Source organism: Kitasatospora sp. NPDC057512, assembly GCF_042802135.1.
Lineage (GTDB): Bacteria > Actinomycetota > Actinomycetes > Streptomycetales > Streptomycetaceae > Kitasatospora.
On sequence record NZ_JBHVET010000166.1, the window covers coordinates 1 to 12788 of the forward strand.

Here is a 12788-nt window from a genome sequence, read left to right on the forward strand (position 1 = left end):
GCTACGGCTTGCGCGCCTCGATCAGGAAGCGCGCCGAGTGGGCGACGAACGGCCCCTCGGCACGGATCCGCTCGTCCAGCTCGCGCAGCCGGTCGCGGTACCCGGACACGGTGAAGCCCGGGACCATCCAGACCACCTTGCGCAGGAAGTACACCACCGCGCCGATGTCCCGGAACTCCGTCCGCAGCCGCTCGGACCGCAGGTCCACCACCTCCAGGCCGGCCGCCCGCGCCTCGGCACTCTCCGCTTCGGGGCGGCGGCCCTCCCGCGGCTCCGGCTGCGGCCCGAGGAAGTACTCGACCAGCTCGAAGACCGACGCCGGGCCCACGTGCTGGGCGAAGTACGTGCCACCGGGGCGCAGCACCCGGGCGATCTCCGACCACCAGGCCCGCACCGGGTGCCGGCTGCTGACCAGGTCGAAGGCCCCGTCGGCGAACGGCAGCGGCGGCTCGTCCGGGTCCGCGACCACCACCGCCCCCAGCGGGTGCAGCAGCCGCGTGGCACGGGCCAGGTTGGGCGGCCAGGACTCGGTGGCCGCGAGCACGGTCGGCCGCCCGCCCAGCCGTACGGCGCCCGCGAGCACCTCGCCACCGCCGGTCTGGACATCCAGCGCCGCCGTCGCCGCACCCAGCCGCCCGGCCAGCAGCCGCTGGTAGCCCCAGGAGGGCCGCTCCTCCGTCGCCCGGCCCTCCAGCCAGGAGAAGTCCCAGCCGTCCACGGACACGGACTCCGCCTCGGCGATCAGCTCTTCGAAGGTACGCATGTCCGCATCATGGCGGCGAGGCCGCCACCCGGCCAGCGGATTCCCTCGGCTGAGGCGCCGACAGCTACCGGCGGACGGTGCCGACCCGCACCTCCGGACTCCTGCGGCGATCAGCCCACTCACCGCGCCCCGCCGCGCCGCCACCATCCGCCTCGAAGGCGATCGACACGCCCGGCCCGGCGCCGTCGTCGGTACCGGCCACCGGCCCCTGGCGCCGCTGGAGGACGTGCGTCAACTCGTGGGCGAGGGTGTGCTTGTCGCCACCTGCGGGTCCGGCCGGTCCGGGCACCTGCGGGTCCGGCGCTCGGGGTGGCCCTCGCCGTCGCCAGGAGCGCCCGGCGGACCTCCCGGTTGCCCATCGATCTCACCGACGACGGTGACGGTCGACCGCTGTACGTCCGGCCGAGCGGCAACGCCACCTTCCTGCGGCCGCCCCGCCTGCCGGACACGCCGGAGTCGCTGCCGACGGACCGCGCGGTCGACCTCGGCCGGAGCGACGTGCGCCACCTCGGCCACGCCTGCCGCGGTGCCCTGCTCGCCTGGGCCGACCAGCACACCGCACGGGGCGGCACCGACGTACGGCGGAAGCCGCCACTGGTCAGCTGGGCGTTCCGCTACCGTCCGGACTCCCCCGCACCGCTCCCGGCGGCGACCTCGGCCAGCTGGTCGAACGTGCGGTTCAGTACCGACCGGCGTTCGACCTTGTAGCCCGGGGACGGTTCCAGGCCGTCGACGGTCCGCTCCCAGACGGCCATGAACGCCGTCTTCCATCCCGTGATCACGTCGGCTTCCGGCAGCTGGTGGACACCGTGGCCGGCCCGCGCCATGACATGCAGCAGCTCCAGGTTGCACGGCACGGCGACGCCCCAGTACTCGTCGGGTTCGAGCTCGACGGGATCGCCGGCCATCGCCTCGGCGACTTCGGTGACGAGCCGGTCGACGAGGACCGACAGGTGGTCCAGAGCCGTGTCGCTCTCGAAGTTCCCACTGCCCCACGTGCCCACAAGGTCTCCTCTGAAGGGTGCCGCCGTCTGTCCCCGCCATCGAAGCAGGCAGCAGTGACACCGCCGGGCGGCGGTCCGGTCGCGGCGACGGCTCCGGCGAGGGCTCCGGCTCCGGCGACAGCTGCGGCGACGGCGACAGCTCCGGCTCCGGCGACACCGCCCGGGCCTTCCGGCGGCCGAGGAGCCGGACCGCTCAACGGGCCCCCGCTCCCCCGTCGTTCGACCGTTCACCCCGGCCCGCCACGGATTCGGACACCGCGACGAAGGCCCGCACGAGGGGGCGGTCGTCTCCGCGGCGGGTGGCCAGGAAGACCCGGCTCACGGCGGAGGGCCCGTCGAGTTCGAGGCTCCGGGCGCCCTCGGGGAGCAGCGTGGTGACGCTGTGGGGGGCGATGGTGACACCCAGGCCGGCGGCGACCAGCATGATGATGGTGTGCCAGTTCGAGCACTCCTGAGCGACCCGGACCTCGTTGCCGGCGTCCCGGATCGGCCGGGTGTTCACGTCGAAGGCGCGGGCCCCCGCCGAGCGCGGGAAGAGGATCAGGGGGTCGGCGGCCAGCGCCGCCGGTTGCACCCGGTCCCCCCGCGCGGCGGGGTGGTCGGCGGGGACGACCGCGACGAACCGTTCCGTCGCCAGCAGGGCGAGGTCGATGTCGTCGCGTTCCTCTGCGTCCCGGACGATCCCGATGTCGGCCGTGCCGCGTTCCAGGGCTGTCAGGACGTCGACGGTGAAGCCGTCGCGCAGCCTGACCTGGACGTCCGGGCGGCGGAGCGAGAAGGCCCGGAGCCGCTCACTGACGATCGCGGTGGCGGAGGTGATGAAGGCGATGTCCAGGCGGCCCGCCTCGCCGCGGCCGACCCGGCCGGCCTCGTCCAGATCGGCGGCCAGCCGGCCCAGGATGTCCCTCGCCCGCGGCCGGAACGTCACCCCGGCGTCCGTGAGGCGGACGCTCCGGGAGGTCCGCCGGAACAGCTCGACACCGACGATCTTCTCCAGCTGCCTGATCTGCTGGGACAGGGCCGGCTGGGCGATGTGCAGCAGCCGGGCGGCGCGGCCGAAGTGCAACTCCTCGGCCAGCGCCAGGAAGTACCGCAGGTGCCGGAGCTCGATTCGCTGATCCATATCTCCAGCCTATGGATGGCGGTCGGCGTACGTATTGGACACATGGGTGGACGCGGCCGCAGGCTGACGTGGTGCCGTCCAGGGAAGGAACCCGCTCCGTGCCGTACGCCTCAGCCCCGCCCGTGGTCTCCTCGATCGCCTCGCCGAGCGACGCCGAGGCGTTCCGCACGCTGAACGAGGAGTGGATCGCGCGGCTGTTCACCCTGGAGGAGGCGGACCGGGCCGTGCTCGGGGATCCGTTCGGCCGCATCGTCGAACCGGGCGGCGACGTGCTTCTGGCCCACGAGCCGGACAGCGGAACCGTCGTGGGCTGCGTGGCGCTTCTGGCCCACCCCGACGCCGTGTTCGAGCTGGCGAAGATGGCCGTGAACCCCGACGCGCAGGGGCGTGGCATCGGCCGCCTGCTCGTGGCCGCCGCGATCGACCGGGCCCGGGAACTCGGCGGGACCAGGCTGTTCCTCGGCACCAACAGCAGGCTGGCCCCCGCCATCCACCTCTACGAGGACGCCGGGTTCGTCAGGATCACCCGCGACCGGCTCCCGGTGGCCGACTACTACGCCCGCGCCGACATACTGATGGAACTGGGCTGAGGCCCGTGCCGCCCGTCCGTGCCGCCCACGCGCCCGCGGTGCGGGCGGACGAGGTGAACGGAAGAAGCCGGCCGCTCCTCCTGGGCGCCGCACCCAGCCGCCCAGCCGGCAGCCGCTGGTAACCCACCCGACCCTCCAGCCAAGCCCCAGCCGTCCACGGACACGGCCTCGGCCTCGGCCTCGGCCTCGGCCTCGGCGACCAGTTGGTCGAAGGTGCACTCGTCCGCATCATGGCGACGTGGACGCCGGCCTCCCGGCGGATCGGTCGGCCATCCTCCGGCCCCGCTCCCGGTCCCGGTCCCTCGACGGTTCCGCGGCGGCCCCGGAAAACGGGTACTCGCCTCCCGTACGGCCGCGCCAGGATGGCGCTGCGGCGAGCCGTTTGTCGCTCCCGCCGACGCCCCTGGAGGTCCAGACACCATGAGCCCGTCCGCCCTCGGCCGCTTCTACGACGATTTCGCCGACGACTACCACCTCCTCTACGCCGACTGGAACGCCTCGCTCTCCCGTCAGGGCTCCGCGCTGGACGCCCTGATCCGTGCGGGTCTCGGTGACGGCCCCGCCGAGGTGCTGGACTGCGCCTGTGGCATCGGCACCCAGGCGATCGGCCTGGCTGCCCTCGGCCACCGCGTCACCGGCACCGACCTCAGCCCGGTCGCCGCCGCCCGGGCCACCGCCGAGGCCGCCGAGCGCGGCCTCCGGCTGCCCACCGCCGCCGCCGACATGCGGGAACTCCCCTTCCCGGACGGCCGGTTCGACGTCGTCGTCTGCGCCGACAACGCGCTGCCCCACCTGCTCACGGCCGAGGACGTCCGCGCCGCGCTCGGCGAGATGCGACAGGTCCTGCGCCCGGGCGGACTGCTCCTGGTCACCACCCGCCCGTACGACGAGCTGCGCCGCACCCGGCCCGCCTCCACTCCGCCGCAGACCGCCGAGCACGGCGGTCGGCGGTCGGTCGTCTTCCAGCTCTGGCAGTGGCACGAGGACGGCGAGCGGTACGACCTGGAGCTCTTCCGGCTGCTGCCGGACGACGCCGACCAGTGGCGGGTCGCGGTCCGCCGCTCCACGTACTGGGCGCTCACCCAGGACGAGCTGAGCACCTTCGCCGCCGAGGCCGGCCTGGCCGGCATCCGCTGGGAGCAGCCCGCCGACACCGGCTTCTTCCAGCCCGTCCTGATCGCCCGGGCGCCCTGACCTGCGCGGACGCGGCGGCCTGCCGTGGCAGGGCCCTTTTGCGCCTCCAGTTTTGCCGATCCATGTTACGCCCGAGCCTCGTTCGCGCAGATCGCCAAGCGGGCGAAGCTCTCCAGTGTGCGGCTGATCTCGTACCACTTCCAGGACAAGGAGGACCTCTTCCAGGCCCTCGTCGACTCCGTCCAGGAGTCGGCGCAGGCCTTCATGCACCCGCGCATCCACGCCCGCTCCGAACCCGCCGCGCAGCTGGCCGCCTACATCGAGGCGAACCTGGAGTTCCTGGCGGAACACCCGGTCGAGGTACGGGCGCTGGTGGACGTCCTCGCCAACGCCCGCCGGGAGGACGGCAGCCCGCTGGTCAGCTCCGCCGGCTTCGACACCCCCGTCTCGCTGCTGGTCCGACACCTGCGGGACGGACAGCTCAGCGGTGACTTCCGGCCGTTCGACGCCGAGGCGATGGCCCTGGCGATCCGTGCCTCGATCGATGCGGCCGCCAACCGGCTGTCCGCCGGGGACGGCTTCGACGTCCGCGCCTACGGGCGCGAGCTGGTCACCCTCTTCGCCCTCGCGACGGGGACCAGGGCCGGGACCAGGGCCGGGACCGGGACCGGGGCCGGGGAGACGAGGTGACCCTCCACGCCGCCCCGCGCCGAACCGCCCTCCTCTTACCCCTGCTGATCGATCTCGTCCTCCCTCCCGCCGTCTACTACGGCTGCGCTCGGCAGGCGCGGACCAGTGGTGGGCCCTGCTGTGGTCCGCCGCCGTACCAGCGGTCGCCATGGTGGTGCGGCTGGTCCGGACCCGCCGCGTCGACTTCCTGGGCCTCCTGATCCTCAGCATGATCGCCCTCGGTCTGGTGCTCTCGGTTCTCACCGGGGACACCCGCACCCTGCTGATCCGCGAGGCCTGGACGGGCATGCTCGGCGGACTCCTCGGGATCTGGCTGCTGGCCTCCGTCGGCTACGGGCGCCCGGCTCTGATGGTGGTCTTCCGCTCCTTCGTGCAGGCTAAGGCGGGCGAGGACGGGCTGCGTGCCTGGGAGGGACGCTGGGAGCAGGATTCCGCGTTCCGTCACGGCGTCCGGGTGCTCACCGCGGTCTGGGGTGCGGCCAGCCTGCTCAACGCCCTCGCCCAACCGGCCTTCGCGTACCTCCTTCCCGTCGATACCGCCCCGGCGGCCATGAACCTGTGCTGTCCGGTGATCGCCGCGCCGCTGCTCGTCTTCCATCTCCGGTACACCCGGCGCCACGGCCTGCGGGCCTGACCGGAACGGGGCCGGCCGTGACCGCTCTGACCGGCGCGGCACCCGGGAGCGCCGCGGGCACCGACCGACTGCTGCTCCTCGCCGAACCCGAACCCGAGCCTGAGCCCGAGCCCGAGCCCAGCCTGAGTCGTGCTCGACCGGCCGAAGCGGCCGCTGGCCCGCTCCCCCTGACCGTCCGTGCTTCCTCGGCTACCCGCCCAACGCCATCACCGCCTCCGCGACCCGGCCCGCGCCGTCCTCCTTCGCCAGGGCGCGGGCCGCCTCCTGCGCCCGTTCCCGAAGCCGCCGCTCCTCGACGGCCTGACGGATGGCCTGCGCCAGACGGTCGGCGGTCAGGTCGGCGAACCGGACGGGAGCGGTGGCGGCACCGAGCCGGCGGAGCCGGTCGGCCCAGAACGGCTGGTCCGCCGTCACCGGGACCGGGACGCTCGGCACGCCCGCGCGTAGCGTCGCAGCCGCCGTACCCGCGCCCGCGTGGTGCACGGCCGCCGCCATGCGCGGGAGGAGCCGGGCGTGCGGCAGTTCGCCGACCGTCAGCACGTCGTCGCCCTCCCCGGCGATCCCGGCCCAGCCGGCCTGCACCACGCCCCGGACTTCCGCCCGCCGCAGGGCCTCCACCGCCAGGGCGCTCAACCGCTCGCCCTGCCCCGCCGCCATGCTGCCGAAGCCGATGAACACCGGCGGCGGCCCGGCCCGCAGGAAGTCCTCGACCTCGGCCGGGAGGCCGTAGTCCTCCGCCACGTACGGCCACCAGTTGCCGACCACCCGCAGCTCCTGCCGCCAGTCGGCCGGGCGCGGTACGAGGGTCGGGCTGAAGCCGTGCAGCACCGGCCAGTGCGCCCGCTCCACGGCCCGCCGGCGCGCGGTCTGGGAGAGCGCCGGGAGGCCCAGCCGCGACCGCAGTCGGTGTGCGGCCTCGGCGTGCAGGCGGTCGACGACCCGTTGACCGAGCGCGCCCGCCACCCGGTTGCCCCAGCTCCCCAGCGTGCGGCCGCCCCCGACGACCGGCGGGAACTCCCGTGTCGGCAGCGTGGGTTGCAGGTAGACCCCGATGCTGGGGACGTCCATTGCCTCCGCTAGGTGCCAGCCCAACGGCGCGGTGGTGGTGCTGAGCAGGAGCAGATCGGCTCCGGGCGCGGCGGCGTCCGCGAGCCCGTCGCCCAGTTTCCCGATGAACGCCGCGGCCCGTGCGAGCAGTTCGGAGCGCCCGCCTGTTCGACCGCTGCCCGCCCCGCGTGGATCGACCGGGAGCGGGCGGAAGTCGAGGCCGCTGCCGGCCACCAGCTCGCGGAAGGTCTCGGGCGCCGCGAGCGCGACCTCGTGCCCCGCGCCGCGCAGGAACGTCCCGAGACCGGTGTAGGGGGCGACGTCGCCGTGCGATCCGGCGGCCATGACGAGGATTCTCATCGGGCCACCTCGTCGGGGTCGCTCCCGCTGCGCCGCTCGGCGTTGGCACCGATCGCCGCACGGAGGTAGCCGGCCAACCCCGGGCGCTGCTCGGCCGGCGGGACGACGAGGGCGAAGGCGCGGGCGTCCGCCTCGTAGTCGTCGGCGATCCGGCAGTGCATCTCCGGCGGGCAGGGCGTGAACCACCGGGTGATGTGCTGCCGGTGCTGCTCGGCGAGGTCGAGCACCGTCCGGTGGTCGACCGGCAGTGCCCGGTCGAAGGCCTCCAGCAGCCGACCGCGCCACTCCGCGGCCTCCGCCATCAGCTGCCGCCAGTCCTCCTTGGAGTGGGTGGCGGCACGGGCCAGGGCCTCCTGGTGGCTGTCCCGCTCGCCCCACTTGAGGTGGGCGTCGGCCGCGTAACTGAGGTCGAAGACGACGTCCCCGAAGACCTCGAAGCGCTCCTCCGGGCTCAGCTCGACCCCGGTGCGCTGCACCTCGATGGCCCGCTCGGCGACGTCGACCAGCTTCTGGAGCCGGGCGATCTGCTCGGTGAGGGCGTGTCGTCTCGCCAGCAGGTGGTCGAGGGCGTTGGCCTGCGGGTCCGCCAGGATGTCGGCGATCTCGTCGAGCGGGAAGCCGAGTTCCCGGTAGAACAGGATCTGCTGGAGCCTGGCGAGGTCCGCGCCGTTGTAGAGCCGGTAGCCGGCCGGGCTGCGCTCACTGGGCGTGAGCAGCCCGGACCGGTCGTAGTAGTGCAGGGTCCGGATCGTGACCCCGGCGAAGCCGGAGACCTGGCCCACCGACCAGCTCATGCGTCCCTCCGATCATCCGTGCGTTCGCTGCGCCCCCACCGTGCGGCCTGACGTGGGGTAAGGGTCAACACACGCAGCTCAGGGGCCTGCTCCGGATGCCGGGCGGCGTCCTCGGTCAGGTCTCGCGCTGCGGGTGGTAGGCGGTCTCGGATATCCCGAAGGTCCAGGCGACCCCGGCTCGCGCGGTGCGGGCGCTCGGGGGGACGCGCAGCCAGTAGGTGCGGTGGGTGCCGTCCGGCTCTGGCGTGGAGTTGACCACCTCGACCATCACCACCGGCTCGTCGTCGGGCAGGACGATTCGCCAGAGCACGCCGGTCTCGTCCCGGTGGATGGGCTCGGCGCCGGAGTCGGCCAGGTAGCGCTCGTAGCCGTAGTGCTCCAGCAGGACGCGGCGCAGTTCGGCGTTCTCCTCGGTGCGGATCCGCTCGACCGTCACCTCGGCCAGGCCGGCCAGGAACTCCGGCGGGACGGGCATGCCGCGCCAGGCGTGCAGGGCGAAGCCGTCGGCGTACTCCAGGGCGGGCCCGTCCGCCCGGTCGAGCCGTCCGGCCTCGTCGCGGTGCAGGGCGGTCGGCCGTTCGCTGAGCAGGGCCACGTCCCGGTACGGCCACCACCAGCCGGCCTCCCGCGCCAGTTCGGCGAGTGGTGCGGCGGCGGCGCTCGCCCCGGCGGCCTCGAAGGCGGCGAACCACGGCGCGTCGTGCTGGCCGCGCACGGCGTCCAGCAGGGCGAGCCGGACAGTGGTGCGACGGGCCCGGGCCTCCTCGGCCACGGCGACGTCGGCCTCCCGGTCGGCCTCGGGGGCGAGCCGGTCGAGCACCGCGTTGCGCAGCCGGTCGGCGAGCGGGGTGGTGACCGGGCCGAGCTCGCCCCCGGTGAGCGCCCAGTGGCCCGCCCACCCGGCGGCGCCGACCTGTTCGACGGCCAGCCGCCTGGCCTCCTCCCAGGGCTTGGTGCGCACCGCCTCGCGCACGCTCTCCGCGCCGGCGGCCCGCAGCTCCAGCGCCGCCCCGGTCGCGGCGAGCGGCGAGCCGAACCACCGGATCGCCGCGGGCTCGGGCAGCCCGGCCGCCCGGTAGGCGGCCCGGACGGCGCGCTCGGCCGCCGCCCGGTCGCCCGCTCCGGTGGCCGCCGCGGCCGCCCGCCAGCGGGCCGTCACCTCGACCGGCCCGGGCAGCTCCCGCGCCTGCGCCCGGTCGCCGTGGACCTCGTCGTGGATCACCGTCTCCATCCCTGCTCCGTTCCCGGCCGGGCTCGCCGCCCGGCCGTCCGTTCCCGTTCCGTTCCGCGGCCACGGCCGCGCCCCGCCCTCGTGTCCGCACCCGCCCGCCGACCCCCGTACGGCGGGCGGAGCGGTCGTCAGTCCGCGACCATCCGCACCGCGCCCGGCACGTACTCGCGCTGCCGGACCACCCGGTACCAGCCCTTGGGCAGCGGTATCGCCGCGTGCTCCTCGTGCACCACCCGGCCGCCCTCGGGCAGGTGCAGCCAGCCCGCGCCGAACGGCCCGGTCTCCCGGCGCAGCTCGCCGGGGCCGACCACGGCGTGCGCGTGCCCGGTGACCTCACCGAGCGCCAGCACCATCCGGCCCCGCGCGTCCCGGGGCTGCACGGCCAGCTCCACCACCCTCGGCGGCACCGCGCTCTCCTCGACCGGCACGATCAGCACATCGCCCTGGCGGTACATCAGTCCTCCCTCGCCGTACGGAGGGACTCCGGCGGGCGCCGGAACCCACGGCTCCGCCGCGTCCGCCGCGGTCACTCTCCGGAGCCAGGACCCGAACATAGAGCAAGGGTCTGACAACGCGCCCGGGCGGCGACCCGGCCGCCGGATTGTCAGTCCCGGCTGGTAGACAGTTGTTCGGCCCAGACCCCAGAGGAGCAGCGCATGACTGTCAACGACCACATCGAACGGTTCCACGGCCTCCCCGTCTTCGACTTCGTGGAGGCCTTGGAGGAGGCCGAGGAGAAGGGCGGATCGGGCGCCGTCGAACTGCCGGACGCGGCCTCGGCCGCCTGGCGGATCAAGCTCGACTACGAGTCCGAGGCGACGTTCGCCGAACGCTGGGAGCAGTTCCTCGGCGCCGTCGACACCGAGCGGGTCACCGCCCTGGTGATCGGCCAGTGGTCCCCGGAGGAGCCGGACGGCTTCCAGGAGCCGATGGAGGCGATCGTCGCCGCCGCCGGCCGGCTGCCCGCCCTGCGTGCGCTGTTCGTCGGCGACATCACCTTCGAGGAGTGCGAGATCTCCTGGATCCAGCAGTGCGACATCACGCCGCTGCTGACGGCCTTCCCGCGGCTGGCCGAGCTGGTGGTGCGCGGTGCCTCGCAGGACTGGGACGGCAAGGGCGGTCTGGCCCTGAAGCCGCTGCGGCACGAGGCGCTCAAGGCGCTGCGCTTCGAGGCCGGCGGCCTGCCGGGCTCGGTCGTGCGCTCGGTGGCCGGCTGTGACCTCCCGGCCCTGGAGCGGCTGGAGCTCTGGCTGGGCGTGGACAACTACGGCGGCGACGCGACGATGGCCGACGTCGCGCTGTTCCTGGACGGCACCCGCTTCCCCGCACTGCGCCACCTCGGCCTCCAGAACAGCGAGTTCCAGGACGACATCGCGGCCGCCGTGGCGCACGCGCCCGTCGTCGCCCGGCTGGAGTCGCTCAGCCTCTCCATGGGTGTGCTGACCGACCAGGGCGCCACCGCCCTGCTGGAGGGCCAGCCACTCACCCACCTGCGCTCCCTCGACCTTCACCACCACTACCTCACCGAGGAGATGCAGCAGCGCCTGCGCCAGGCCCTGCCCGGCGTCGAGGTCGACCTCTCCGAGCCCGGCAAGCCCGACGACCAGTGGCGCTACGTGGCCGTGGCCGAGTAGTCGTCAACGCCCCGCGCCCGCCTGATCGTCCAACCGCCCGACAGCCCGCCTACTCGCCCACCCCGACCGACCAGGATCCGACATGGCCATCTCCCGCCACATCGAACGCTTCCACGAGTTGCCGATCCACGAGTTCGCCCCCGACGACACCCGGCCGCGGCCCGCCGCCGACAGCGTCGCCTGGCGGCTCGCCCTCGCCTACCGCTCCGAGCAGGATTTCGCCCAGCTCTGGCAGTCCTTCCTCCGGGACGTCGATCCGGCGAGCGTCCGCGCCCTGGTGATCGGTCCCTGGTGGAACGGCGCCGAGGGCTACGGCTCCGTCGGCCCGGTGATCGAGGCGCTGACGGCCGAGGCCCGGCGCCTGCCCGCCCTGGAAGCGCTGTTCCTCGCCGAGGTGACCTACGACGAGTGCGAGGTCTCCTGGCTGGTGATGGACGACGTCACCCCGCTGCTCGCCGCCTTCCCCGCGCTGAAGTCGCTGGCCGTGCGCGGCGGTACCGACCTCGGCCTGGATCCGGTCCGTCACGACGCCCTGACCAGCCTGCGCTTCGAGTCCGGCGGCCTGCCGGCCGCCGTGGTGCGCGCGGTGGCCGCCTCCGAGCTGCCCGCACTGGAGCGTCTGGACCTCTGGCTCGGCGTGGACGAGTACGGCGGTGACGCGACGATGGACGACCTGGCGCCGTTCCTGGACGGCTCCCGGCTGCCCGAGCTGCGCCACCTCGGGCTGGCCAACAGCGAGTTCCAGGACGAGATCGCCGCCGCCCTCGCCCACGCCCCGATAGTGGCCCGGCTGGAGTCGCTCGACCTCTCCATGGGCGTGCTGACCGACGAGGGCGCCACCGCCCTGCTGGAGGGCCAGCCGCTCACCCACCTGAACTCCCTCGACCTGCACCACCACTATCTGAGCGACGCGATGCAGGAGCGTCTGTCCGAGGCCCTGCCCGGGGTCGGGCTCGACCTCGACGAGGCCGAGGGCGACGACCTGGACGACGAGGACGACCGCTACGTCTCGGTCTCCGAGTAGGCGGGCGGCGGAGGCGATGACCGTGCGACTGACCGTCCTGGGCAACCCGGGGCACCGACGGGTGACGCTGTTCGCGGCCGCCGCCCGGGCCGCCGGGCTGCCCGAGCCCGCCGTCCTGCCCTGGCTGGACGTGCTGCGCGGCCGGTACCGGCTGCCCGAGGACGGCCTGCTGCGCATCGAGTCGCCCGGCGAGGAGCCGGAGGTCGACCGGCTGCTGCGCGGCCCGGCGCTCGGCCCCGACTACGCCCCGACCAGGGTCGAGGGCACGGCCGTCTGGTACGCGGGGGTCATGGCCGCGCTGCGCGGGCTGGCCGCCCGGCCCGGCGTACGGCTGCTCGGCGATCCGGAGGAGATCGCCGTGATGTTCGACAAACGCCGTACGCACGCGCTGCTCGCCGGAGCCGGGGTGCCGGTGCCCAGGGCGCTCGGCGGCGAGGTCACCGGCTGGGAGCACCTGCGCGAGCGCCTCGCCAAGGCCGGCCTGCACCGGGTCTTCGTCAAGCCGGCGCACGGCTCCTCCGCCTCCGGGGTGATGGCCCTGGAGTTCGGGCCGCGCGGGCAGTTGCAGGCCACCACCTCGGTGGAGCTGGCCGACGGCCGGCTGCACAACTCGCTGCGGGTGCGCCGCTACCGCGGCGAGCGGGAGGTCGCCGCGATCGTCGACGGCCTGGCACCGGACGGGCTGCACGTCGAGCAGTGGATCCCGAAGGCCTCGCAGTCCGGGCGCTCGGCGGACCTGCGGGTCGTGGTGGTCGCCGGC

The 12788-nt window shown here is 74.4% G+C and carries 14 protein-coding genes and 1 pseudogene; 7 read left to right on the forward strand and 8 right to left on the reverse strand.

The features are described 5' to 3' along the window. Position 1: 1 nt before the first annotated feature. The 4 genes and pseudogenes from ACFU6K_RS13940 to ACFU6K_RS13955 all read right to left on the reverse strand — a co-directional run bounded on the left by ACFU6K_RS13940 (position 2) and on the right by ACFU6K_RS13955 (position 2890). On the reverse strand, positions 2-763 hold the full coding sequence (locus ACFU6K_RS13940; RefSeq protein ID WP_380662945.1) for a class I SAM-dependent methyltransferase: 762 nt from the start codon (positions 761-763) through the stop codon (positions 2-4). Positions 764-926: 163 nt separating this feature from the next. Continuing rightward, positions 927-1037: pseudogene (locus ACFU6K_RS13945) on the reverse strand (DUF4157 domain-containing protein); the annotation flags it as partial. A gap of 340 nt (positions 1038-1377) precedes the next feature. Then, a complete protein-coding gene (locus ACFU6K_RS13950; protein ID WP_380662947.1) occupies positions 1378-1767 on the reverse strand; it encodes a DUF4259 domain-containing protein in 390 nt (129 codons plus the stop codon). Positions 1768-1960: 193 nt separating this feature from the next. Then, positions 1961-2890 carry a LysR family transcriptional regulator gene (locus ACFU6K_RS13955; protein WP_380662949.1) on the reverse strand — a complete coding sequence of 310 codons (930 nt, stop codon included), beginning with the start codon at positions 2888-2890 and terminating at the stop codon, positions 1961-1963. Positions 2891-2988: 98 nt separating this feature from the next. On the opposite strand from ACFU6K_RS13955, the gene ACFU6K_RS13960 reads away from it, so the two are divergent. The 4 genes from ACFU6K_RS13960 to ACFU6K_RS13975 all read left to right on the forward strand — a co-directional run bounded on the left by ACFU6K_RS13960 (position 2989) and on the right by ACFU6K_RS13975 (position 5938). Then, the gene (locus ACFU6K_RS13960; RefSeq protein ID WP_380662950.1) at positions 2989-3480 is read left to right on the forward strand and encodes a GNAT family N-acetyltransferase; all 492 of its coding nucleotides are present in this window, start codon (positions 2989-2991) and stop codon (positions 3478-3480) included. 420 nt (positions 3481-3900) lie between these two features. Then, positions 3901-4674 (forward strand): class I SAM-dependent methyltransferase, encoded by a 774-nt coding sequence (locus ACFU6K_RS13965; RefSeq protein WP_380662952.1) that lies wholly within the window; start codon positions 3901-3903, stop codon positions 4672-4674. 24 nt (positions 4675-4698) lie between these two features. Then, positions 4699-5304, forward strand: coding sequence for a TetR/AcrR family transcriptional regulator (locus ACFU6K_RS13970; protein WP_380662953.1), 606 nt, complete (start codon positions 4699-4701; stop codon positions 5302-5304). A gap of 82 nt (positions 5305-5386) precedes the next feature. Further along, positions 5387-5938: a VC0807 family protein gene (locus ACFU6K_RS13975; protein WP_380662966.1), complete on the forward strand. Its 552-nt coding sequence runs from the start codon at positions 5387-5389 to the stop codon at positions 5936-5938. 189 nt (positions 5939-6127) lie between these two features. Here ACFU6K_RS13975 and ACFU6K_RS13980 read toward each other — a convergent pair whose 3' ends face one another. The 4 genes from ACFU6K_RS13980 to ACFU6K_RS13995 all read right to left on the reverse strand — a co-directional run bounded on the left by ACFU6K_RS13980 (position 6128) and on the right by ACFU6K_RS13995 (position 9825). Continuing rightward, the gene (locus ACFU6K_RS13980) at positions 6128-7345 is read right to left on the reverse strand and encodes a glycosyltransferase (protein WP_380662955.1); all 1218 of its coding nucleotides are present in this window, start codon (positions 7343-7345) and stop codon (positions 6128-6130) included. After that, a complete protein-coding gene (locus tag ACFU6K_RS13985; RefSeq protein ID WP_380662957.1) occupies positions 7342-8139 on the reverse strand; it encodes a MerR family transcriptional regulator in 798 nt (265 codons plus the stop codon). Before ACFU6K_RS13985 ends, ACFU6K_RS13980 begins: the two co-directional genes overlap by 4 nt. A gap of 115 nt (positions 8140-8254) precedes the next feature. Next, on the reverse strand, positions 8255-9370 hold the full coding sequence (locus ACFU6K_RS13990; RefSeq protein ID WP_380662958.1) for a DUF6745 domain-containing protein: 1116 nt from the start codon (positions 9368-9370) through the stop codon (positions 8255-8257). Positions 9371-9498: 128 nt separating this feature from the next. Next, positions 9499-9825 (reverse strand): hypothetical protein, encoded by a 327-nt coding sequence (locus tag ACFU6K_RS13995; protein ID WP_380662960.1) that lies wholly within the window; start codon positions 9823-9825, stop codon positions 9499-9501. Between the two features lie 201 nt (positions 9826-10026). On the opposite strand from ACFU6K_RS13995, the gene ACFU6K_RS14000 reads away from it, so the two are divergent. The 3 genes from ACFU6K_RS14000 to ACFU6K_RS14010 all read left to right on the forward strand — a co-directional run. Then, positions 10027-11004, forward strand: coding sequence for an STM4015 family protein (locus ACFU6K_RS14000; protein ID WP_380662961.1), 978 nt, complete (start codon positions 10027-10029; stop codon positions 11002-11004). Between the two features lie 82 nt (positions 11005-11086). Next, positions 11087-12028 (forward strand): STM4015 family protein, encoded by a 942-nt coding sequence (locus ACFU6K_RS14005; RefSeq protein WP_380662963.1) that lies wholly within the window; start codon positions 11087-11089, stop codon positions 12026-12028. A 16-nt stretch (positions 12029-12044) separates the two neighbouring features. After that, positions 12045-12788: STM4014 family protein (locus ACFU6K_RS14010; protein ID WP_380662964.1), on the forward strand; the 744-nt coding region annotated here is incomplete at its 3' end.